Below are 22,244 nucleotides of genomic sequence, written 5' to 3'. Positions count from 1 at the left end.
CTCCTGCAATGGACAAGGTATGCACAAATTCCAAACCCCTGTCCTCGAGCGCCGCCTGTAATTAATGCTGCTTTCCCTTATCTCCAGCCGTTATTTGAAATACAGAGCCAAATGCTCCGCTGCCTTGACGATTCCTTCCCGCTCCTTCTCCAGCGTCCCCCAGAACCTGTGATCCTCTAGCTCAATGCTGACTGCTCCTTGATAGCCCAGACGGTCAAGTCTCACGGCGACTTTACTCCATTCCACCGCGCCGTGTCCGGGAATCGTATACCGCCACGAGCCTTCGGAGAATCCATATTTTGCGCCGAAAGTCGTCGGTAAGACGCCGCATTCGTACAACTCGTCATGCAGAATCTCCGTATCTTTCCCGTGGCAATGGTTGATACGCTCACCGAATTCTGTCAAAGCTCTTAAATAATCGATACCGAGCCGCACCAAATGGGAAGGATCGTAATTGAGGCCGAAATGCTTGGAAGGTATCGCTTCAAACATAGACCGCCACATCTCCGGCGTACATCCGATTGTCGGATAGTGGGGAGCGGGTCCCGGCCAGCCCTCGATGGCGATGTAGACCCCCTGGCGTTCGGCGTGACGAACAAGCGCTGGGAAGGTGTCCTTCCAAATGGCGAAGCTCTCCGTGCGAGGAGTCGTATGATCCTCAGGCACAAGGCACATGAACATCACCCTTGCGCCGAGCGCAGCCATGTCAGTCATCTGCTGCTTGACCGCTTCCGCTGCTGTCTCCCGTCGGGCTTCATTTTTACTCAACAACGCGGCAGTATGTGCCGCATCGACGGAGCCAATGCCGATTCCCGCTATGTCGCACACTTGCTTGACTTCCGGATTCAGTTTCGGGACATCAAGCACACCCAGACCTGCACTAACGGCCCATGCGGCTACTTTTTCCATTCCTTCAGCGCCGATCTTCGGCGGAATACGCATTCCGATTTGTACGTTCATTTTGTTCTCTCCTTTTGTTGGTTCATCCTTCTATTCAATAAGGTTTATATCCAGTCGCTCGATAGATCATTTCATTAAACTTCATCATGCTGCTTCCCCTCCTGATTTATTTAATTCCTGAGAAAGTAATTCCTCGGATAAACGCCTTTTGAACGAGGAAATAAAGAAGGATAATCGGCAGCGTTATCATGACCAGCGTAGCCATCATCATCTGCCATTCGGCTCCGTGTTGGGACTTGAACGCCTGCATACCGAGCATCAGTGTATACTGGCTCTCATCCGACAAGTAAATCAGCGGTCCCTGATAGTCCGTCCAACTGCCCATGAATTGAAATAGTGCAATCGTCAATAAAGCGGGACGGCATAGCGGAAGCATGATTTGCCAATAAATCCTAAACTCAGAGGCACCGTCAATCCGGGAGGCATCTTCTAGCTCCCTCGGTAACCCCATGAAAAACTGCCGGAGCAGAAAGATAAAGAACGGAGCACCGAAAAATGCCGGCAGCCATAGCGGAATATTGGTCCCTACCCAGCCAAAATTTTTGAATGCAATAAAAATAGGAATCATCGTCACCTGGTAAGGTAGCATCATGACAATGAGCGTAATCGCAAAAAGCGGCTTGGCACCTTTCCATGGAATTCTAGCTAAACTATAAGCGACAAGTGGGCAGGAAAATAAAACCGCCACAGTCGCCAGACCTGCAATCGTAACCGTATTCGATAAATATTTAAAAAAAGGAATATAGTCAATCGCTTTAGGATAATTGCTCCATTCCATAACGCTTGGAATCCACACAGGCGGCCAGAGAAACAATTCGCTGTTCGCCTTGAGTGAAGTGGAAACCATCCATAGAAACGGCGACAGAAAAAAGGTGCCAATCACAATTAACACGACATGAGCAAATACTTTTTGAACAGTTCCAAATCCAGTGCCTCCCAAGACGATTCCCCTCCCTATTCTTTTCCTTGATAATGAACCCAGCGTTTCTGAGAGACAAAGATTAACGCCGTTAAAATGATCACGAGTAAGAAGAGAATCCAGGCCATGGCAGAAGCATATCCCATCTTTAGATAGCCAAACCCGTTCGTGTATAAATACATCACGTAAAACATCATTGAATTGGCTGGTGTACCCTGACCGTTCGAGAGTGTGTACGGCAGAACAAAATTTTGCAGAGCGCCGATAGTGCCCATAATCAAGTTGAAAAAGATGACAGGTGTTAACAGGGGCAACGTGATGGTCTTCGTCCGCTGCCATGCATTAGCTCCATCCACTTGGGCGGCATCATAGTAATCTTGGGGGATATCCTGCAGACCTGCTAAATAAATAACGACCGCTTGCCCTGTCCCCCACAAACTCATTAGAATTAAGGATGGCTTAGACCAAGATTCACTTCCGATCCATGGCGGTCCGGAGATACCGATCTGATCCAACCAATAGTTCACAAGCCCGAATTGCGGGTTTAACAGCCAGAGCCAAATAATCGTCGTCGCTACGGGAGGAACCAAGCTGGGGATAAAAAATAACGTTCTATAAATGCCTTGACCGCGTATTTTCAAATTCAGAAGGAGGGCCAGTCCTACACCCATCGCTATACTCAGCGGGACAAAAATCACCGTATAGTACAAGGTATTATAAATACTGATCCAGAAGACCTTATCTTGAAAAAGTGTCGCGTAGTTGCTGAACCCTACGAATTCCCCCGGCTCTAGGATGCTGTAGGAGGTTAAACTATAGTAAGCTGACATGAATAACGGAAAGGCGTGAAAAAGAAGCAAACCGACAATCCAGGGCAACGCGAAGATGAGACCGAACAGGCTGATCTTTTTCTCGAATCGGGTTTTCCTTTTCTTTACCACATCAACTACAACTGTCATTTTTTTTTCGGAAGTTTCGATTGCAGGCAATTCTATTACCTCCTCTTTGCATGTCTATTCTATGAGATAAACCTCTATCGAGGTCTTTTGAAGATGTAGTAAAAGAGGGAGGGCAAAGCTATCCACCCTAACCCTCTTTATTTTTACTTTAATACTTGTTATAGGAATCAGTTCTGCTTAGCCAATTCCGCATCTACATTCTTTTTCACTTCATCGAGAAGCGCTTGTGCGTCCCCTTTACCATGAATCGCCAAATCTTGTACGCGCATCGTTTCGTTCCAAAGAAAGGCACCTGCCGGTGAAACCGGTCTGGTGAAAGCTGTCGGCATTAGATCCAAGAAAACTTTCAGATTTGCATTATCGGCAAGTTTCAATTGTTCGTTAACGGCCGGCAAAGCCGTTATATCATTACCGGCATTCGGTCGTTTCGCCCAAAGCAATGTACCTTCCTTATGAGCTACGAATTTAACAAATTCCCAAGCTTCTTTCTCATGCTTCGAGCCCTTCGGAACGACATACGACCAACCGCCCGCCCATGTCACCGATTTATTACCATCAGCCGCCGGCATCGGAGCTACGCCCCAATCGAAGTTAAGCTTGTACTTCGCCAAATCGTTCAGGATCCAGTTGCCGTCGAACTCGAAACCAACTTTTCCCGTCCAGAATGGATTCATCCCCGTTTGTCCCATGGCGTCAGAGAAGCTAGTCAAGTTGCCAATATCATACTTTTTGGCGTAACCGGCCATCCAAGCAAGTGCCTTCACATTCTGCGGATCGTTGGGAGTCAAATTATGATTGCCATCCTCCCATTTGCCTCCCCAGTTCCAAGCCTGCGTATAGAGAAATCCCTGGTTCATCCATGGAATGAATCCTATTTGAGAATATTTGTTATTGCTTCCTTTTTTGAAAATTTTCTCGGCCATTTGATCCAATTCTTGAATGGTCTGTGGCGGCTTGTTCGGATCAAGTCCCGCTTCTTTCATCAACGTCTTGTTGTAAAACATACCACGATTGTCGGTACCCCATGGCAATGCGTATACCTTGTCTTTATAGACGGTTTCGGCCCAAAGCCCTTTATAATAATCATCCGCAGAAATTCCGCTGTTCTTCACATAGGCCGTCAAATCCGTCAGGGAGCCTTTCGCCGCCCAGGAACCGATCAAGAATCGGTCGAACAAAGCAACGTCAGGAGGATTGCCGCCTGCGATGGCTGTAAGCAATTTATCGGAGGCCTGTGTCTGGCCTGTCGTTTCCACGAATGTCATTTTCACTTTTATGTCAGGATGCTGCTTCTCGAAAACGTCGACAACATTAGCTTTGAAATCTTTTTGGTAGTCTCCGCCCCACGGAAACCAGAAATCGATCGTAACGGGCCCGCCCGAATTGGTAGAACCTTTAGAACTGTTGTTATCCGTACTTTTGGCATCCGTTCCTTTGCTGTTAGTGCTGCTGGTTGCGGTGTTAGTCGAACTGCAGCCGACTGCCGTTAAAGCCATCGCAAGTGTTGCCGCCAGAGGTAGTACAACAAGCTTTTTGCTTTGCCAGCCTATCCGTATCTTTTCATTGTTCATATTTTAACCTCCTCTTTTCTTATACTCTTTCTGAGCACACCCTTATTGTATCCGTTTTCATTCGTCTCCCGAAACGAGGGGATTTTTGTTTTTAGTGTGTTATTTTTGTGTGTTTATCTGATAACAGCAAAAAACACCTCTCTTATTTGGTAATAGGAAATGACAAGCAACCATCTAACCAAAGAGAGGTGTTTAATTTCGTTATCTAAGTGGAATGACCAACGTGACTTTAGTACCGACACCAAGAGTGCTTTCTATGAAGAGCCCGTACTCCTTACCGTAGGCTAATTTGATTTGTGTATTAATATTTCTCAGCGCAAAATTTTGTTCCCCTACTACCTCGTCGATTTCCAACACTTCCGTCAGCTCCGCCATTTTTTCGGATTCAATCCCGATGCCGTCGTCCTCAACTTCGAAATAAAGAATTTGTTCTTCCATTCTCCAACTTATGTCCAACCGGCCGCTCCCCCGTTTATTTTCCAAACCGTGATAAATCGCGTTCTCCACCAGCGGCTGAAAGACGAATTTCAATACCCGGTAGTGCATAATCGTCGGATCCATCTTCATGTTGACCATGAATTTGTCCTGATACCTCACCTTTTGTATGGACAAATAACTTTCCAGCAATTCGGCGCTTTCCTTTACGGTAACAAAATCGTTTCCCTCACTTAAACTGATCCGGAGATATTTGGACAAACCGAAGATCATCGTACTGATCTCATCAACTTTATAAATGCGGGAAATCCAGTGAATCGAATCCAGTGTATTGTACAAAAAATGAGCGTTAATTTGAGACGCCATCATCTTCAATTGGGTTTCTTTTTTTAATAGCTTCTGAATGTACACTTCATCGATTAAATTTTTGATCCTCGTGACCATCGTATTAAAACTGTGAAATAACATGCCAAATTCGTCGTTTCGCACATCCGTAATTTGTACGTCGAAGTCTCCTTCTCTCGCTCTGCGCATGGACCAGAACAGCACCCTGACAGGTTTGTGCATATACTTGGCAAACACTAGGGCAAGCCCGATGGCCACAACGCTAAATCCAATGACAAGATAGACGGTATAGTAACCGATTTCTCTCGAATCGCTGACCAGGTTTTGGATCGGTGCCATTCCGACAAACTTCCAATCGGTGGTCTTCGATTTATCGAAGACCACCATCATTTCTTTGCCATCCACCACGTCGCTTAAAAAACCACTTTGTTCGGATGGAAGATTCAGCCCGGAAGGCTGCATGAGACGGGAAGCGTTCGAATCGGCTACAACCGTGTTGTTTTGATCGACGATAAACGTAGTGCCTTGCGCTTGAAAATCGACCTCGGACATAAAAAGCTGCATCGGTTCAGGATCAAACTCCATGATGAGTACACCTATGTTCTGATTTATATGGTCGAAATTTTTGAGCGCCCTACCGAGCACAAAAACCGGTTTATTATCTTCATTGTTATTTTGTTTTATAAAAGTCGGGCGAATTCCGTACCATACCACCTGACCGTCCGCAGCTATAATTTGCTTGTACCATTCTTGAGCTTGATCATCTTTACTAACCATTGGAAGCTCCGCAAAGCCATTGCTTGACAACCGATAGGAAGCGCTGCCTTCACCCATAATATAAATATTCAGAGTGTCGTTTTTCACGTTAACCAAGTTGGACAAAAACTTGGCGATTTGCTGATTGTTGTAGCTTTGATCGTAGCTTTCACGATATTCTCCGAGAATGCCTTTCTGGATTTCCCTATTACTGAAAACGATTAGAGACCGGTTAGCATACTCGTTCAATAACAATTCGAGACGTCTGTTAGCCTGCTGAACGGTTTGCAAAGCAACCTGCGATACTTTGGAACTAATAATGACATTGGCTTTATGATAGGACAGATAACCCATGATCATAATGGAAATTGACATGCTGACAAAAAATATAATAAACAATTTGTAGCCTACTGAACGCCATTTTAAATGTGCATGAAGATTCAAACCGGCTCCCCCTCGGTCAGGTTACAGTACGCCCAAATCCCTGTATTGGGCAGGGGTCATCCCCTCCTGGTCCTTAAACAGCTTGGCAAAATGCCGGAAATCCTGGTAACCTACCTGTTCAGCGACCTCGTATATTTTAAGCGTCGAAACTTTAAGAAGGTTCTTGGCCTTTTCCATCCTGAGACGAATTAAATATTTGCTGAAAGTTTCACCTGTTTTCTCATGGAATATTTTACTGAAATAAGACGGATTCAAAAATAGATGTCTGGCAACCTGGTTCATGGTAATCGCTTCCGTACAATGCACTTCCAAATACTTGATTGCCTGTTCGATGGACTTTTTTCGATTTCCGTAGGCGTTGTGGGCTTGTTGGTATTGGCGGACAACCATCAACAGTTCGTCTTTCATTTCGGACAAAGTACAGTAAGGAATGAAGAGTCTATTTCTGCTTGAGGTTTGCTCTGAGGGGTGACTTGACTCCAGCTTTTTTTCAATTTCATTAAGCAGAGCTGCCAATCCGTCTCGCAACTGATGAGGTGGATATTTCTGTCGACACGTTTGCAAATGTGCAATCAGCTCATCAATCAATTCACTAAGCGCCGCATCATCGCCCAATTTCACCACATGCACGAACCGATTATCCCAACCGTTAGGCCCTGTATATACCTGAACCTGCAAAGATTGAAGCTGCTCCAATCGCTCTGCTTCGTAAACCTTCCCGTAACCGTCATAAAATGCGTAAGCGCCAGCGTGAACAGCCTCTTGGAAAGATGCATGAAGGTTTACGCTTTCGCTCAATTTGCTTATCCCAATATTGATCCCGATCCCCAAGTGCCTTCGGCAAGCTTCAACGAAGGATTCCATACCTTGTTTGCTTCCGTCGTCCCTCTCATAGAATGGGGTCTGTAATATAACGAGATCCGTATCTTCATGATGATCCAAAGGGCACGTTATCGATTTTCCCGCTGCATTTCCTATTCCTTTAGCTATATTACCTATGGCATAACGAAGCAAATAGTGCTCCTTCGGATTATTTGAATGCGGCCCCCAATCATATACTTTTACACATATCACTTTCAGCCGATTGGGATCCAAATGGATGTTAAGCCGATCCCAAAGAGTCCTCAAATAATGATTCGAAGCGCTTTCATTCATTAACAGCGTTTCAAGATACCTCTGTCGGGCCAAAGGTAAGCTTTCTCGAATACGTTCTGACATCTGAACATATTGACGATGATCTTCATTCTCGCGCTTGATTTGTGTGATACATTTACGCACAACGTCCAGCATCTGCGTTTCTTCAATTGGTTTAAGTACGTAGTCGGACGCCCCGTATCTCAGGGCCTTCTGGGCGGAACTAAAATCACTATATCCACTAATAATAATAATCTTCGACGGCAGATTGCGATTCTTGATCGTTTCAATTAAAACAAGACCGTCCATTCGGGGCATTTTGATATCCGTGATGATTATATCCGGTGTCCGGGTTTGAATTAATTTTAAAGCCTCTTCTCCATCCTCCGCTTCACCAAGCACTTCGATACCTTCTGCTTCCCAATCAATGGTTGAACGTAAACCTTGACGAACCCATCTTTCATCGTCAACGATCAATAAAGAATACATAAGCACTCTCCTCTTGTTTAATACATAAGAGTTTCATTCCATATGCATATCTTGTCTTCTACCCTACTTTATAAGTATATTATACTGGATTTGCAAGAAACAGAATCTTGAATGCGGAAAGCTGGATTGGCTGGATAGCGAGAGAAATGTTGTGGATCTTAGCATTTCCTTTTATCGAAAGAGCGCGAAAATAAAAGGAATACATGTCGATTTGCGTCGAATTATGAATGAATAACAGTCAAAAGGGGTTGTGACAATGAGAATTTCAATGATCTTAAAGCTGATGTGTGTTATTTTTCTATTGCTGTCTGTCTTAAATGGCATTAGCGTGTACTTACTGCAAAAAGACATTAAACAAGAACGGCAGTCCTTGCAGAGACAATCAGAATTTAAACAACTGGGTATAGATCTGGCTAATGCTTCAGATTATTTGACGAATGAAGCCAGAAGATACGTGCAATTCGGGGAAAAAGAGTATTTTAATAATTATTGGAAAGAAGTTAATGAGACTAAGACACGAGATCATGTTGTCATGAAATTAAAGGAATTAAATGCTCCAGAGGTAGAATTGGATCTCATAGAAAAAGCAAAGCAAAACTCAGATGCATTAATAAAAACAGAAGATGAAGCCATGAAAGCAGTTGCGAGTAAAGACTTCGATAGAGCCAGAAAGCTAATGTTTGACAAAAATTATGATGATAATAAGAAGATCATTATGGATCCGATTGATGAATTTCAGACAAAAATGAATGCAAGGGCTGAAAAAGAAGTAATTCAAGCAAGACAACAGGCAAGCAGCATGTTGAACCTCGCAGTTACATTGTTAATCATCACATTCATAACATTCTTCGCAATGCTTTATTTCATCATTGTTAGGCTGAAACCTTTAAAAACGGTGAATGAAAAAATAGCGGAATTAGCAAGTCAGGGTGGAGATCTTACGACAAGGCTATCCGTAACTTCTAAGGACGAAATCGGAGAAATCGCTTCCTCATTAAACGCTATGCTGGATAGTTTGTTGGCCATGGTTCTAGATATATCCCAAGCTTCAAAGCATGTGTTTCAATCCTCAGAAAAATTAACTTTAAATACCCAAGAAACCACAACTTCAACAGTGGAAATTGCCAGAAGTATAGAAGGAATCCAACAAGGAGCAACAACTTCCGTACAAAATACATTAGACGGAGCGCGAGCAATAGAAGAAATGGCCAAAGGTGTACAGAGAATAGCAGAATCTGCTAATGAGCTATCTGAATCTGCGGGAGACACTGAAAGTGAAGCTATAGAAGGTTTTGGACATATGGAACAAGCACAGCAGCAAATGCATTCGATAGATGATTCCCTTAAATCTTCCCTAAACATTGTCACCAAGCTTAGTGAACGGTCATCACATATTGAAAAAATCGTTGGAGCTATTATGGAGATAGCCAATCAAACCAACTTGCTATCCTTAAATGCTTCAATTGAAGCTGCTCGGGCGGGCGAGCATGGAAAGGGTTTTTCAGTTGTCGCATCGGAAATTAGAAAGTTAGCTGAAGGATCAGCTTCTTCGGCATCGGAGATATCAGATTTATTAAAACAAATTAGAAGCGATTCTACGGAAACTGTAAAAGCTATGCATAGAGTATCTGAAGAAGTGGTGCTTGGAAATCAAAAAGTCCTATACGCAAGAGACTCCTTTCAAAAAATCCTACATTCCGCAAAAGGTATTTCTGTCCAAATCCAGGAGTTGTCAGCCGTTTCAGAACAAATGGCTGCTGGCTCCGAAGAAATTTCGGCCTCCGTATCTGAGATGGCACATGTATCTCAAGAATCGCTAAATGGGGTGAAAATAGTGAATGATAAAACAATCATACAGACTAATTTGGTAAAAGAAGTATCTTCACTGTCAGATTCACTTAGTAAAGAAGCGGAAAAAATGGAGAGAATAATTCAGAAGTTTAAAGTAATGTAAGTTTGACTAAAAAATCTCGGACTGACCCAACATACCAAACAGCGGTAGCCTTGGACGAGAAAATAAAAGCTTAGACTACCGCTGTTTTATTGAACTATCGTTTTTCGTTTGTAATGACCCTTCTCAATCATTGACTTGTCATAACTGAGTTTACAACCTACTAAAATAAATCTGTAACGGCCCCTTTGGAAGCAGATGAAACTAATCTCGCGTATTTACTAAGAACACCTGTAGTAAATTTCAATTGTGGTTGAACCCATTCATTCTTTCGTTTCGCTAACTCTACTTGCGAAATTTCAAAGCAAATTTCTTGCGTTTCACTATCAATGGTAATGATGTCACCCTCTTGCAGAAGAGCTATTGGTCCACCTACTTGTGCTTCTGGTGCAACATGACCAACTACAAAACCATGTGAGCCACCTGAAAATCTACCATCAGTTATGAGAGCAACTTCTCCACCAAACCCTTTCCCGACGATTAAAGCGGTAACTGAAAGCATTTCTGGCATACCTGGTCCGCCCTTCGGTCCGCAATACCGTATAACTAACACATCTCCTTTGCGGATCTGATTTTGTAATATTGCCTCAGTAGCCGCTGCCTCGCTATCATATACGCGTGCAGGACCAGTGAAACGAGACTTTTTCATCCCCGACATTTTGGCGATTGCGCCTTCTGGAGCCAGATTGCCCTTAAGAACGACTAACGGCCCACTCGTCTTTAAGGGATTATTAAACGGGCGAATAATGTCTTGATTTTCAAGTAATGGTTCTGATGCTGCCAAATTTTCTGCTAAAGTTTTACCGGTAATCGTCATACAATCACCATGGAGAAGACCCTGCTCAAGAAGAAGCTTCATCACGCCGGGAACCCCACCAATATCACTTAGATCCTGCATGACATACTTTCCGCTTGGCTTAAGATCTGCAATGTGCGGCACTTTTACACGAATGCGTTCGAAATCATCATAGGTTAACTCTACTTGGACAGAGTGTGCAATCGCAATAAGGTGCAGGAAGGCATTGGTAGAGCCCCCCAATGCCATTACAAGTGTAATCGCATTCTCAAATGCTTTCTTTGTCATTATATCGCGCGGATAAATTTCCTTCTCAAGTAGTTCGAGTACTCGCTCACCTGCTTCTTCGCATTCCAATGCTTTTTGAGGTGATATCGCTGAGGTTGAGGATGAACCAGGAAGACTCATGCCTAATGCTTCTGCAGCAGATGCCATTGTGTTAGCTGTATACATTCCTCCGCAAGCTCCGGCCCCAGGGCAAGCGTTGCACTCTACCTTGTGAAGCTCCTCATCACTTATTTTTCCATCATGATACAGCCCTACTGCTTCAAAAGCACTGACAATATCTACGTCTTTACCGTCTAACTTCCCAGGCTGAATTGTTCCGCCATATACATATACCGCAGGCAAATTAAGTCGGCCGATAGCCATTAAACACGCTGGTGTATTTTTATCGCATCCGCCTACAGCAACAAGCGCATCGAAACGCTCTGCGTTCGTAACAATCTCAATGGAGTCTGCTATAGCTTCACGGCTTGGTAATGAGTACAACATCCCGTCATGCCCCATCGAAATTCCATCTGAAACCGTAATGGTGTTAAAAATCAGAGGAGCGCCGCCATGAAGCTGAATTCCCTTTTTCGCTGCAAGCGCTAAGGAATCAATATGCATGTTGCATGGGGTTACTTCACTCCACGTACTCGCCACGCCAATCATCGGCTTCTTGAAATCCTCGTCTTTAAAACCGACAGCCCTCAGCATAGCGCGATTAGGGACGCGATTAACTCCCTCACTTATAACTTTGCTCCGAATTCTTAAATCTTTATGACCAGACATACTCATTCATCCTTTCACTATTAGATTAGGGTATACAGTTCATGCATAGGTCTAATTAAGTTTTGTTTCATATGTGCTGAAGCTGTTTCAGTGTCTTTCTGCTCCAAAGCTAATATGATAGATGCGTGCTCTTCCACAGAGGTAAGTGTTCCTGTGACTGGCTGCTTAAGAAAAACATATTTAAACCTTCTTATATGAATTTGCAGTGAAGTACTAAATGATGCGATATACGAATTATCCGATACATCTACAATTAAATTATGAAACTGCTCATCAAGTTCCATAGCTTGGTAAGTCTGTCCACTCTGGATGGCTTGGGCGAATTGCTTATTTATTTCTTTCAAGACCTCGATCTGTTCCAGTGAAATGAGTTTTGCTGCATATTCAGCAGCCAAAGAGTAGAGCGCAGCGAGCGTTGGGTACATCTTAAGAATATCTTCTTTTTCTATGCTCGTTACTCTCGTTTCTTTACCAGGAAACATCGAGACAAGTCCTTGCATTTCCAAAAGCTGAAAAGCCTCCCTGATTGGAGTTCTACTAACAGCCAAAGATTCCGCTAGTTCAGCATCAATTAATTTCTCGCCCGGCACTAGCGTACCCTCAATGATCCATCTTTGGATTTGAGTTAATGCTCGTTCTTTAGCTGATACTCGAGTTGGTGGAGAAAAATTGTGAGGTACTGGCATAAGCAATCTCCTCTTTAATATTGCATGTATATGCAATATATCGCATTCTAGAGTTCAATGCAATGAGTTTATAGAATAATTTATTGACTTAGTTTAAACGCGATGAATTTCCTAGGATATCGATATAGCTAGTCATTTGACCAATGTCCTACGTTTTAAGTGTAAGCTTATTAATACTCATGCGGATATCCTTACTCTGGATTCTTGGTTTAACCGGTTCATCCTCTCCCAGTACATCTACATCTCCACCAAAATACATATAACCAAGTAACCCAGAGCTCTTCCTCACTTCAGAGTTACTCAAGTAATCCTGCCAGTTAACGTAATGGAGGCTGCCATTTACGCGGCAGCCTCGTTTCTGATTTGAGCTATAGTTTTTTTCTGTCTCATTCCTCCACGATTGCGACCGGACGTGTCCAGCCCGCACTCGCCTTTTCCACTTTGATCGGAAAGCAACATACTTTGAAGCCGAATGGCTTCGGAATTTTTTCTAAATTGGACAGTTTCTCAATCTGGCAATATTCCCGGTCCTTGCCGACATAATGCGCTGCCCACAGGACGCCTTCCCTCGGCTGCTTTTTGTACTCTTCAGCTTGCAGGTTGAGCGGGATATCCCAGCCCCAGCCGTCAGTACCGACTACCTTGATGCCTTGATCCAGAAGCCATAGCGTAGCTTCGGCAGATACCCCGGCGTGAAGGAACGCATAATGTTCATGGTACAAACGTTTGTCCGCATCGCTCCGGATGAGAACGATATCGTACGGTTTCAACGTATACTCGATCCGTTTCAGCTCGGCTATCAGATCGTCCGTCGTAATCTCGTAACCCGGCAGCTTCGTACTGAAATCGAGCACTACACCATCGGAATAAAACCATTCGAGCGGCAGTTCGTCAATCGTTCTTGCCTGCTTCCCTTCCGAAGTCGGCCAGTAGTGCCATGGCGCGTCGATATGAGTACCCGCATGCGTATTCAGGGTTACCGTTTCCGTCGCCCACGCCTTGCTTTCCGGAAAATCGTCCTGCTTAAGCCCGAGTGCCGCCGCAGCTTGCAGTGCCCCGGCCTCATGGTTCGCATACTCGATCTTCGCCGGTAGAGGCTCGCGGATGCGCGGACTAATCGGAACGCTTAAGTCGATAAGCTTCATCACTTATTCCTCCTCCTATGTTCTCCCGATTCAAGCCCATTATACCATATTGCTCCAATTGCTGATCGTCTACCGGTGTGAGCGATGGCCACTTTTCGAGCAGTGGGTCTTTCCTTGGTCTTCGTCCATAATTCATGGCCGCGTCCCTCAATCCGGCACTATTTTTGATCTACGAACCAAAAGGTATCGCCAGTTTTTGAATTGTCGCATCCCTTCAGAATAAAACCCTCCATACCTTGTTCTGCCTTCTTTTTTTCTATACTTTTGCAAATTGTACTTGGTCTGCGCAAATCTGAACCAAATGCATCCATTGAGTTATCGAATGTGTAGTGAACTAAATTCCCATCATATGTTAACTCATAAAAGATTGGATCTCCTTCGACGGTGTACTGAGTAATTCGGACCTTAGAGGGCTGATTACTCTCTAGATTTCCCAAGAATGTTTTCCATTTTTCGATATTAAAATATGTCCCATGGATGTTTACAACATCTCCATTCTTAACTGCTTGTTCTGAATGGTATGGCTTTGATACCTTTGGAAAATCGGAGACAACATTTCGCCCATCATTTTTATTGCAAGAAATTAGTAAAAAGGTTATTAAACAGAAGACCACACATTGTCGCCTTGTATTCATCATCACACCCCCTTGATTTCTTGACGTTAATTTATGCTTTGGTTGCTGCTTAATTTTAGTGTTAAGTCTTTATTCAGCAAATGTTCCTCGTCAGTTGAACGGCTTGTTAAAATATTTTATACAGTTCGTTTCAGCTTTACTTCAAAGTTAGGTTTCGTTACATACTCCATATAACATGAGTTACCGCCAAAATCCAAATAAGCTTGATAGCGAGTACGTATAGCTGGTGCTATGTCGAGCACTTTATCCTTTTCAAACCAGCGACTTTCAGATGTTTCCTCAGAAGTACACAATTCTCCACCCACAGGCGTGCACATAAAGTCTAACATAACTTTAGTTGGAACATCAGTTACACCGTCATGCCATTTATGAATTCCTGTATTTGAATAAACTCCAATCAAGTAAGAAACAACCACGTCTATGCCACTCTCCTCTTTTATTTCTCTAATTAAAGCATCCATTAGGTTTTCACCTACCTCCACCTGCCCACCAGGAAATACCCAACCACCATGTTGTGTCTTCACTAAAAGGACTTGCTCTCGTTCATTTTCTACGATACCGCCTACAGCTACAATATGGGTTGGCATTGCCATACTTATTACCTCCGAATGTAATTAGGATGGTACAGGGCAAGTTATTTTTTCGACACATGAGACAACTAAGCCTAATATCCTACATTAGCTCATTATTTAAAGGAGAGTTTTGATGGAAAAAAAATTAACTTTTGATTACATTATTGTGGGTACAGGACCCGCAGGAGCGGTAATCGCGAAAACCCTATCCGATGATAAAAGAACATCCGTCCTTGTTTTAGAAGCGGGCGGAAACAACGATAAAGACAAACCGATTAGCGACTCGACAATGGCTTCTGAGCTGGAAGAACAGTTCTTCCCTCAGTATTTTTGGCAAGGAGAAGGTGTCCCGCAAGCGGGGCTGGACGATCAAACGTTTGAATGGACAACAGGACGTCTCTTGGGCGGCGGTTCATCGATTAACGGAGAACAGTACGTGCGCCCAACAGGCGAGGTATTAAAAGAATGGGAAAAGCTGCTTGGTCCTCTCTGGTCTCCTAATCGAGCGGTTCTGCGATTCAAAAGACTAGAAAATTATAATGGGAAAACAAATAATGCCTCTGCACGCGGGTATCGTGGGCCCATTGACATTCGTCAGGCTCCTGTAAATCCGACATCCATGGCAAAAAAATTAGTTACTGCAATCGAGCGAGCTACCGGCCTCCCTGAAATTCTCGATTATAATAACCCGAAAACCACAATTGGCCCCTTTACGCGATGGCAATTATATCAGAATCCGAATGGCAGGAGGGAAAGTTCCTCCACTGCATTTTTGTCTTCGAATGTCTTAACGTTGAATGGTCGGGGAGTAAATGGTCGTAAATTAAGATTATTTTCTGATTCTACCGCTTTACGGGTGATTTTTAATAATAAACGTGCCTGTGGAGTGGAAATTCTAAAAAATGGTAAGCGCATTATCGCACACGCAAGGAAAAAAGTCATTATTGCAGCAGGTATTAACAGCGCTCAGCTTTTAATGCTATCAGGGATAGGATCTGCAAAAACACTTAAAGAAGCTGGTATTCGCTGCATCTTTAATAATCCAAACGTGGGGAAAAGCTTAAGAAACCACACACTTAACTTTGCTGTATTTCAATCGAATCCTAGTGACAGACCTTTACCTTCAAATGATCCAAATGCCCTTTATACCGGCGGGGCTTTCCTGCCTGACCCTTTAGAAATAGATAGAAAACGTCGAACGGTTCAAATTTTGGGTATAGGTTCTGAAGGCGATACGTTAACGTTAGGTTTGATTTACTTGCGGCCGAAGAGTCGCGGTTCCATCAGAATCCAAAACAAAGACCCGCTTAAAATTGTGCTGGCAGATGAAGGATTTCTAGATAATCCGAATGATTTAGAAGCCGTAAAAAACATTTATAAGATCTATGTAAAGAATATAGCTGCTGAGCTAATGTCCATAGATCCAATATATCGGCTCATTTCTCCAACTGCTGAAACGATTGATAATGACGCCGAACTGGAGCAATTTATTAAAGAAAATTTTGAGCACAATCATCACCAACAAAGCTCGCTTCGAATGGCCCCATTAAAAAATGGAGGGGTCGTTGATCGGCGGGGAAACGTTCACGGGGTAAAAGATTTAATTGTGGCAGATGCTTCAATCATCCCATTTACTGTGGATGGAAATACTTCAGCGGCAGCATATCTAATCGGATATACGATCGCTAAACAAGTCATATGGATAGATAAAAGGAAACAACGGAGGAAGATTCGAGAAAGATTCGAAAATAGTGAAGAAGAATAACTAAAATCTCTTAGTTCAGTTTTCATAAAGGCACTCTATGATCAGAGTGCTTTTTTTTCGTGTTTTTAATAGTCTATGGAATTTGTAAACATTTTTGAAATAATAGTAATTGGTCCAATTCTCTATTCTACTATGATCATACACTATGTTGAACATGATTAAAGGAGGATTTATATGGCACAACTACTGAAAGTAAGTCCGCAATTTAGAAAGCTTTGTATGCAATTTGGCAAAATCTTAGGAGGCGAATCGGAAATTGAAGCAGGTCCGGTTTGTTTTGTGACACGAATGACGAATTTAAAAGAAACAATCTTAGGAAGAAGAACGCGCTCCCCTCTGGTTCAAATGCAAATGTTCTCGTTTGAATCGCTAGATAGCTCGGGTCGTGCGCTATGCTTGGGTGAGACTGCCGTTCATCAAGATCAAGTTAATCGTTTAATAACGAACCTCCGTAAACGCGGGATAAAAGTGACTGCGATTCATAACCACTGGTTAAAAGAAAATCCTCGATTAATGTATATGCACTGGGAAGCCATCATGAATCCTGTCGTATTTGCGAAAAGAACCAAAGAGTCCATTGCATTCTTGGGTTAATTGCCGTTTAGTTTTGTTCGTATCTTATTATGAAAGGATGATTTCATATGGCGGAGCAAGTAAAAGTAAGTCCTGCCTTTAGAAGACTATGTGATCAATTTTCAACCATTTTAGGTGGAACCGAGCATGAAATTACAAAAGGTCCGGTTTGTTTTGTTACTAGAAATAGGAGAGTAAACGCAACTATTTTAGGAAGACGTACAACATCTCCTTTAGTCCGTTATCAACTGTTTTCGTTTGAATCATTGGACAAGTCGGGGCGCGCACTCTGTTTGGGGGAAACGGCTCTCTTCCAGAACCAAGTAAATCGATTGCTCTCAAATCTTCGCAATAACGGGATTAAAGTAACAGCAGTCCATAATCACTGGCTGTTCGAGAACCCGCGTCTTATGTATATTCACTGGGAGTCCATTGATAACCCTATTGAATTTGCAAAGAAAGTAAAACGTTCTATCGCTTTTCTGGGTTAGCAATTATAAAAAAACATCGAAATATTATTTCGATGTTTTTTTAGCTTTTAGAAAGGAAGGCTTACCGCTGTTTGAATATTCAGAAGATCAAGCTTCAGCTGCCCTTGTGGTTTTCATGGATGATAAAGCCGTTATCATTTTGTCATTTTGAATTATTACTGCTTTTGCAGAATTTCTATTGGCGGGTTTTAATATCTATACATTTTTGTTTAAACCCGTTCCCATAAGGACCGAGTGATTTCCATTTAAGTAAATTACCATCTTAATTGGTACATCTAATCAGTTTTCTAGGTTATGACAAGTGATTGTCTCGAGAAATAAAAAATCCTCAGTTTATGTGGATTCTTATCGGTCTATATTCTTTGAGATTTTTCAATAATTAATAAACTTACGTATCAAAATCAAATTGCTTAGTTCTTTTAATACGTCTGCCGTTTCTGTACGTTATTTTTCATTTACTAGAGATTGTTATATTCTTCATCGGTTACGGGTTCTAACCAATCTGTTTGTCCTGGTGTAAGAGCTAAGTGTACAAACCAGCTATCTTTCGTTGCTCCATGCCAATGTTTTTGGTTTGGTGGTATATTTACCACGTCACCTGTTTTAAGTAATTGGGCTCGTTTTCCTTCTACTTGATACCAACCCTCACCGGCAGTTACTAACAACACTTGCCCCGCATGATGAGAGTGCCAGTTATTACGGGCACCTGGAGCAAAGGTTACATTCCCGATAGCGGTATTGAGTGGGGTTGGGTCGGTAAACACCATTTGTAAGTAGGCGTCACCTATAAAGTATTGTCCTACTTTTTGACCCAACGGAAAGATGGTGCTATTGCTTAAGTGTTCGTTTTTCATTTTTACTCCCTACTTTCTTTTGTTTTTATTAGTAACCAATTGAGCTGTGGGACGAATAGTCATCTCTTCTATACCTACGTATCCTTGTCATTACACATATTCAGGTTGCCCCGCACATGCGCTTTGATTTGCAGCTTGCTTGCCTGGCGCCGCCAGTTTCGCCGCGACGGTCTTCGCGCCGATAACAAAAACGCCGCCTCCTATAGCAAGACAATACGAGAAACGATGAGAAATCCGAAGCCTGGTAAGGTAACTGTCAAAAGACTGCCGAATACCACTATTACGAGCGAAAGCATTAATAAGTGAAAATGGGCGAACCGATCGCATTAGCGATCGCGAATACGGTGATCAGTTGTCCTGCAGCTGGTAAAGAGGCACACCGATGTAGGCGTGCCCCTTCAATTTTACTAGGATTAATATTTATTCATTTCCCATTGTGCTGATGTCGATTACAAATCGATACCGGACATCTGAAGCTAGCACGCGCTCCCAGGCTTCATCAATTTGCTTGGCGGAAATAACTTCGATCTCAGGAGCGATGTCGTGTTCAGCGCAGAAATCAAGCATTTCCTGCGTTTCGCGAATTCCACCGATCATCGACCCAGCAAATGAGCGACGATGACCGATAAGGGAGAATACGTTAACAGACAACGGCTCCGCCGGCGCACCGACGTTGACCATTGTACCGTCCAACGCCAGCAGCGAAAGGTAGGCACTGATATCGATCTTCGCGCTCACGGTGTTCACGATGAGGTCAAACGAACCAGCCAGCTTCTTAAACGTCTCCGGATCGCTTGTGGCATAATATTGGTCCGCGCCAAGCCGCAAACCGTCTTCTTTCTTCTTTAGTGACTGTGATAATACCGTTACCTCCGCCCCCATGGCATGAGCGATCTTCACCGCCATGTGTCCAAGCCCGCCTAGTCCGACAACCGCTACCTTCTTGCCAGGGGCCACTCCCCAATGGCGCAGCGGCGAGTACGTTGTGATACCGGCACACAAGAGTGGTGCGGCGGCGTCAAGCTCAATACCGTCAGGAATTCGAACCACGAAATCCTCGGTTACGACGATGTGGGTGGAATAACCACCTTGCGTATATTGCCCATACCGATCAATAGCACCATAGGTGCCCGTCATTCCATTGAGGCAGTACTGCTCCTCTCCCTTATTGCAATTATCACACTCTCTGCAGGAGTCAACCATACAGCCTACTCCTACTCGATCCCCAACTGCATACTTGGTGACTTCCGAACCAACCTGGTTGACAATTCCGGCGATCTCGTGACCTGGAACGAGAGGATAGTTAACCGGCCCCCACTCGCCACGAGCAGTGTGAATGTCGGAGTGGCAAATACCAGCGTACTTTATTTCAATGAGGACATCATGCGGCTGAAGGTCCCTTCGCTCGATCGTGGTTAGTTTGAACGGACCTTCCGGACTGAATGTAGCGCGTGCATGAGTAGTAATCATATATAACCTCCTATAGTTTATGATTAAAATAAAAACACAAAATTAATCAACACCTGTCTATAATTATAAATCAATTCAAGATGCTATCAATAGTTAAAAGAGCGTAATTCGTCGTTTATTAAACAAATTAATATAAATTGTTTATTATTTTTAAAGGGGCTCTGGTGACAAAAGATGCCAAAAGTAGACAGAAGAATAATTAAAAGCCAAGAAGCCATAAAAAGCTCTGATCAAACTAATGTCTAAAAAGAGTTTTGATGACATAACCATTCAAGACTTTTCTGAAAGGGCAGTGGGGAATATTCCGTAGGTCGGCAACTGAAAAGGATTGTGTCAGTCGACAGTACACTCTTTGGAATACTTTGAGCCTAATTATTCTTTTCGACGATGGTAGCAAGATAAGGGGCCCCTTATCTTGGCAGTTGTTTCCTTAAAAGATTTGTTGGAGCGCCCGTCCGTAATTTCATTACCAATCGATTGGTTGTCCATCTCTGAAGAATCCTCCTTGGGGTCCCTCGGGTCCAATCGTAGCTAACCAAAGGATAGACTCTGCTGCTTGCTTGGGTGTTCTAGGGGCTGCTGGACCACCCATATCCGTTCTTACCCATCCCGGACAGACTGCGTTGATTTTGATATCACCTTGGATTTCCGCAGCTACCAGTCGAGTCAATCCATTAAGAGCAAGTTTGGACAACTTGTAGGTGCCCACTCCTCGCTCCGACATCTCGTTCATCATTCCATATTCCGATGAGATATTAATGATTCTCCCATAGCCCCTCTTTTCCATGAGCGGCATAAAGGAACGGATGACATGGTAGGCGCCGAAGAAATTCGTTGACATCGTTTTTTCCAGAATGGCAGGATCCGTTTTCAATAATTTTTCATTCTCATCCAGATACACGCCGGCATTATTAATCAAAACGTCCAATCTTCCGAATGTCTCATTTACGGTAAGTGCCGCTTGATGGATGCTTTCTTGATCATCGACATCCATCCGCACAAACGATACATCCAAACCTGACTGCTTAAGGTATTGGGCAGATGCGTGACCCTTCTCTAGATCCCGACTCGCCAAAATGGCCTTAAAACCATTCAAAGCCAATTGTTTGACAAGCTCATATCCAATTCCTCGATTCGCGCCTGTAACAAGAGCCACTTGTTTATTGTGCGACATTGAAGTCCCCCCACTTCCAATTTAATAATAATTTCATCCATCATATCGTTTAATGGAATGGTAAACAAAAATCGATATAGCATTTAATAGCGATCCTCTTTTGGAGCGTACCACTTCCATTTGAGCCGGCAGACAAGGCTGCCTTTGCAATATCCACACCCAAACCATAACCGGCACCAGTAATAAACCAAGTTTTTACGTCCTTCACTCTCTTAAATCTCTCCCAAATTTTTATTACATAATTTTGAAACAAACACCTTATCTTTAACCAATATGATTTGATTATTCAACTTACGTCTATTATTATATAAGTGCGATTTAGATTTTCAATGGTTAAAGAAACGTAATATGTTGATTTCTCAACACAATAATCGAAAATGTTAACTATTTATGAAAGCTTGGTGGATATTTACAATGGCAACAGTGGATCGGAGAATTCTAAAAACACAAGAAGCTATGAAAAAGGCTGTCATTGAGCTGATGACTGAAAAAAATTTCGATGATATTACAATTCAGGATATCGCTGACCGGGCAAACATAAACCGTGGTACCATTTATCTTCATTATCAGGACAAATATGATCTATTAGACAAACTCATAGAAGCACACATTAACGAATTAAGGGAGATGGGTGAATGGGCTTGCAGACTGGATTGGAGCAATGCACTTTTACCTTTTTTCGAATATTTTGAGAAAAATCATTTGTTCTTTTCGACCATGTTAGCGAGTCAAGGGGCCCCTTCTTTTAGAACGCGGCTTTTTGATTTTATTACGATAGGATTCAAAGGTGAGATTGACAAAGAAAGCGGAAGAAATACGGATTTAAGCGAAGACGTTATACTGCAGTATACTGGGATCGCTTATGTAGGGGTCATAGAATGGTGGATTAGAAATGGAATGCCATCCCCACCTCAAACAATGGCCAAACAAGTTGGAGCCTTGTTAGAGAGAAGCCTGTAGTCCATGTAAAACAAGAGCGTCCTGCTAAATTGTCAGGGCGCTCTTGACGTCGTGCATAGATTACCTGTCATGCTTGGACCGAAAAATAAAGTCCTAGACATTTG

At 43.1% G+C, this 22,244-nt stretch carries 21 protein-coding genes and 1 pseudogene; 6 read left to right on the top strand and 16 right to left on the bottom strand.

Annotated features, from left to right (window positions below; all coding sequences use genetic code 11):
* Positions 1-90: 90 nt before the first annotated feature.
* From ASG85_RS17885 to ASG85_RS17860, 6 genes are all read right to left on the bottom strand, one after another.
* Entirely contained in the window at positions 91-960 is an 870-nt protein-coding gene (locus tag ASG85_RS17885; protein ID WP_057302123.1) for a sugar phosphate isomerase/epimerase family protein, read from the bottom strand.
* 106 nt (positions 961-1,066) lie between these two features.
* Entirely contained in the window at positions 1,067-1,900 is an 834-nt protein-coding gene (locus tag ASG85_RS17880; protein WP_057302124.1) for a carbohydrate ABC transporter permease, read from the bottom strand.
* A gap of 14 nt (positions 1,901-1,914) precedes the next feature.
* A complete protein-coding gene (locus tag ASG85_RS17875; protein ID WP_235550160.1) occupies positions 1,915-2,868 on the bottom strand; it encodes a carbohydrate ABC transporter permease in 954 nt (317 codons plus the stop codon).
* Positions 2,869-3,005: 137 nt separating this feature from the next.
* The gene (locus ASG85_RS17870) at positions 3,006-4,409 is read right to left on the bottom strand and encodes an ABC transporter substrate-binding protein (RefSeq protein WP_060647314.1); all 1,404 of its coding nucleotides are present in this window, start codon (positions 4,407-4,409) and stop codon (positions 3,006-3,008) included.
* A 201-nt stretch (positions 4,410-4,610) separates the two neighbouring features.
* Positions 4,611-6,389, bottom strand: coding sequence for a sensor histidine kinase (locus ASG85_RS17865; protein ID WP_060647313.1), 1,779 nt, complete (start codon positions 6,387-6,389; stop codon positions 4,611-4,613).
* A gap of 21 nt (positions 6,390-6,410) precedes the next feature.
* Entirely contained in the window at positions 6,411-8,012 is a 1,602-nt protein-coding gene (locus tag ASG85_RS17860) for a response regulator (RefSeq protein ID WP_060647312.1), read from the bottom strand.
* A 256-nt stretch (positions 8,013-8,268) separates the two neighbouring features.
* Here ASG85_RS17860 and ASG85_RS17855 point away from each other — a divergent pair, with 256 nt between their 5' ends.
* Positions 8,269-9,966, top strand: coding sequence for a methyl-accepting chemotaxis protein (locus tag ASG85_RS17855; protein ID WP_060647311.1), 1,698 nt, complete (start codon positions 8,269-8,271; stop codon positions 9,964-9,966).
* A 160-nt stretch (positions 9,967-10,126) separates the two neighbouring features.
* On the opposite strand, the gene ilvD is transcribed toward ASG85_RS17855, so the two are convergent.
* From ilvD to ASG85_RS17830, 6 genes are all read right to left on the bottom strand, one after another.
* Positions 10,127-11,815 carry a dihydroxy-acid dehydratase gene (gene ilvD, locus ASG85_RS17850; RefSeq protein ID WP_060647310.1) on the bottom strand — a complete coding sequence of 563 codons (1,689 nt, stop codon included), beginning with the start codon at positions 11,813-11,815 and terminating at the stop codon, positions 10,127-10,129.
* A 20-nt stretch (positions 11,816-11,835) separates the two neighbouring features.
* Entirely contained in the window at positions 11,836-12,501 is a 666-nt protein-coding gene (locus ASG85_RS17845; RefSeq protein WP_057302130.1) for a GntR family transcriptional regulator, read from the bottom strand.
* Between the two features lie 386 nt (positions 12,502-12,887).
* A complete protein-coding gene (locus tag ASG85_RS17840) occupies positions 12,888-13,646 on the bottom strand; it encodes a cyclase family protein (protein WP_060647309.1) in 759 nt (252 codons plus the stop codon).
* Positions 13,615-13,782, bottom strand: a complete 168-nt coding sequence (locus ASG85_RS37975) for a hypothetical protein (protein ID WP_156396660.1) — start codon at positions 13,780-13,782, stop codon at positions 13,615-13,617. Before ASG85_RS37975 ends, ASG85_RS17840 begins: the two co-directional genes overlap by 32 nt.
* 22 nt (positions 13,783-13,804) lie before the next feature.
* The gene (locus tag ASG85_RS17835; RefSeq protein WP_082588135.1) at positions 13,805-14,284 is read right to left on the bottom strand and encodes a DUF4362 domain-containing protein; all 480 of its coding nucleotides are present in this window, start codon (positions 14,282-14,284) and stop codon (positions 13,805-13,807) included.
* Between the two features lie 113 nt (positions 14,285-14,397).
* Positions 14,398-14,874: an NUDIX hydrolase gene (locus ASG85_RS17830; protein ID WP_060647307.1), complete on the bottom strand. Its 477-nt coding sequence runs from the start codon at positions 14,872-14,874 to the stop codon at positions 14,398-14,400.
* 112 nt (positions 14,875-14,986) lie between these two features.
* Here ASG85_RS17830 and ASG85_RS17825 point away from each other — a divergent pair, with 112 nt between their 5' ends.
* The 3 genes from ASG85_RS17825 (at position 14,987) to ASG85_RS17815 (ending at position 17,682) form a co-directional block, all read left to right on the top strand.
* Positions 14,987-16,618 (top strand): GMC family oxidoreductase, encoded by a 1,632-nt coding sequence (locus ASG85_RS17825; protein WP_060647306.1) that lies wholly within the window; start codon positions 14,987-14,989, stop codon positions 16,616-16,618.
* 174 nt (positions 16,619-16,792) lie between these two features.
* On the top strand, positions 16,793-17,212 hold the full coding sequence (locus tag ASG85_RS17820) for a DUF1259 domain-containing protein (protein ID WP_057302134.1): 420 nt from the start codon (positions 16,793-16,795) through the stop codon (positions 17,210-17,212).
* A 47-nt stretch (positions 17,213-17,259) separates the two neighbouring features.
* Positions 17,260-17,682 carry a DUF1259 domain-containing protein gene (locus tag ASG85_RS17815; protein ID WP_057302135.1) on the top strand — a complete coding sequence of 141 codons (423 nt, stop codon included), beginning with the start codon at positions 17,260-17,262 and terminating at the stop codon, positions 17,680-17,682.
* A gap of 458 nt (positions 17,683-18,140) precedes the next feature.
* Here the strand turns inward: ASG85_RS17815 and ASG85_RS17810 are convergent, their stop codons facing one another.
* Both ASG85_RS17810 and ASG85_RS17805 read right to left on the bottom strand, forming a co-directional pair.
* Positions 18,141-18,536: a cupin domain-containing protein gene (locus ASG85_RS17810; protein ID WP_057302136.1), complete on the bottom strand. Its 396-nt coding sequence runs from the start codon at positions 18,534-18,536 to the stop codon at positions 18,141-18,143.
* Between the two features lie 420 nt (positions 18,537-18,956).
* Positions 18,957-20,006 (bottom strand): NAD(P)-dependent alcohol dehydrogenase, encoded by a 1,050-nt coding sequence (locus tag ASG85_RS17805; protein ID WP_060647305.1) that lies wholly within the window; start codon positions 20,004-20,006, stop codon positions 18,957-18,959.
* A gap of 174 nt (positions 20,007-20,180) precedes the next feature.
* Here ASG85_RS17805 and ASG85_RS39745 point away from each other — a divergent pair.
* A pseudogene (locus tag ASG85_RS39745) lies at positions 20,181-20,298 on the top strand (TetR/AcrR family transcriptional regulator); the annotation flags it as partial.
* A 174-nt stretch (positions 20,299-20,472) separates the two neighbouring features.
* On the opposite strand, the gene ASG85_RS17800 reads toward ASG85_RS39745, so the two are convergent.
* Positions 20,473-21,180 (bottom strand): SDR family oxidoreductase, encoded by a 708-nt coding sequence (locus tag ASG85_RS17800; RefSeq protein WP_060647304.1) that lies wholly within the window; start codon positions 21,178-21,180, stop codon positions 20,473-20,475.
* 49 nt (positions 21,181-21,229) lie between these two features.
* A complete protein-coding gene (locus tag ASG85_RS39195; protein ID WP_235550159.1) occupies positions 21,230-21,388 on the bottom strand; it encodes a hypothetical protein in 159 nt (52 codons plus the stop codon).
* Positions 21,389-21,594: 206 nt separating this feature from the next.
* On the opposite strand from ASG85_RS39195, the gene ASG85_RS17795 reads away from it, so the two are divergent.
* Positions 21,595-22,140, top strand: a complete 546-nt coding sequence (locus tag ASG85_RS17795) for a TetR/AcrR family transcriptional regulator (protein ID WP_060647303.1) — start codon at positions 21,595-21,597, stop codon at positions 22,138-22,140.
* Positions 22,141-22,244: the final 104 nt, after the last annotated feature.

Origin of the sequence: Paenibacillus sp. Soil724D2 (assembly GCF_001427935.1) — a bacterium.
Taxonomy (GTDB): Bacteria; Bacillota; Bacilli; order Paenibacillales; family NBRC-103111; genus Paenibacillus_E.
The sequence above is the reverse complement of the archived record's forward strand: the minus strand, read 5'-3'. Positions and strand labels throughout refer to the sequence as shown.

Excerpts from the sequence above, each read along its gene's own strand:
- ASG85_RS17805 (WP_060647305.1), bottom strand. The coding sequence starts at position 20,006 with ATGATTACTACTCATGCACGCGCTACATTCAGTCCGGAAGGTCCGTTC.
- ASG85_RS17835 (WP_082588135.1), bottom strand. The coding sequence starts at position 14,284 with ATGATGAATACAAGGCGACAATGTGTGGTCTTCTGTTTAATAACCTTT.
- ASG85_RS17860 (WP_060647312.1), bottom strand. The coding sequence starts at position 8,012 with ATGTATTCTTTATTGATCGTTGACGATGAAAGATGGGTTCGTCAAGGT.
- ASG85_RS17845 (WP_057302130.1), bottom strand. The coding sequence starts at position 12,501 with ATGCCAGTACCTCACAATTTTTCTCCACCAACTCGAGTATCAGCTAAA.
- ASG85_RS17855 (WP_060647311.1), top strand. The coding sequence starts at position 8,269 with ATGAGAATTTCAATGATCTTAAAGCTGATGTGTGTTATTTTTCTATTG.
- ASG85_RS17810 (WP_057302136.1), bottom strand. The coding sequence starts at position 18,536 with ATGAAAAACGAACACTTAAGCAATAGCACCATCTTTCCGTTGGGTCAA.
- ASG85_RS17795 (WP_060647303.1), top strand. The coding sequence starts at position 21,595 with ATGGCAACAGTGGATCGGAGAATTCTAAAAACACAAGAAGCTATGAAA.
- ASG85_RS17820 (WP_057302134.1), top strand. The coding sequence starts at position 16,793 with ATGGCACAACTACTGAAAGTAAGTCCGCAATTTAGAAAGCTTTGTATG.
- ASG85_RS37975 (WP_156396660.1), bottom strand. The coding sequence starts at position 13,782 with ATGAATTATGGACGAAGACCAAGGAAAGACCCACTGCTCGAAAAGTGG.
- ilvD (WP_060647310.1), bottom strand. The coding sequence starts at position 11,815 with ATGTCTGGTCATAAAGATTTAAGAATTCGGAGCAAAGTTATAAGTGAG.
- ASG85_RS17885 (WP_057302123.1), bottom strand. The coding sequence starts at position 960 with ATGAACGTACAAATCGGAATGCGTATTCCGCCGAAGATCGGCGCTGAA.
- ASG85_RS17840 (WP_060647309.1), bottom strand. The coding sequence starts at position 13,646 with ATGAAGCTTATCGACTTAAGCGTTCCGATTAGTCCGCGCATCCGCGAG.
- ASG85_RS17815 (WP_057302135.1), top strand. The coding sequence starts at position 17,260 with ATGGCGGAGCAAGTAAAAGTAAGTCCTGCCTTTAGAAGACTATGTGAT.
- ASG85_RS17825 (WP_060647306.1), top strand. The coding sequence starts at position 14,987 with ATGGAAAAAAAATTAACTTTTGATTACATTATTGTGGGTACAGGACCC.
- ASG85_RS17870 (WP_060647314.1), bottom strand. The coding sequence starts at position 4,409 with ATGAACAATGAAAAGATACGGATAGGCTGGCAAAGCAAAAAGCTTGTT.
- ASG85_RS17830 (WP_060647307.1), bottom strand. The coding sequence starts at position 14,874 with ATGGCAATGCCAACCCATATTGTAGCTGTAGGCGGTATCGTAGAAAAT.
- ASG85_RS17800 (WP_060647304.1), bottom strand. The coding sequence starts at position 21,180 with ATGTCGCACAATAAACAAGTGGCTCTTGTTACAGGCGCGAATCGAGGA.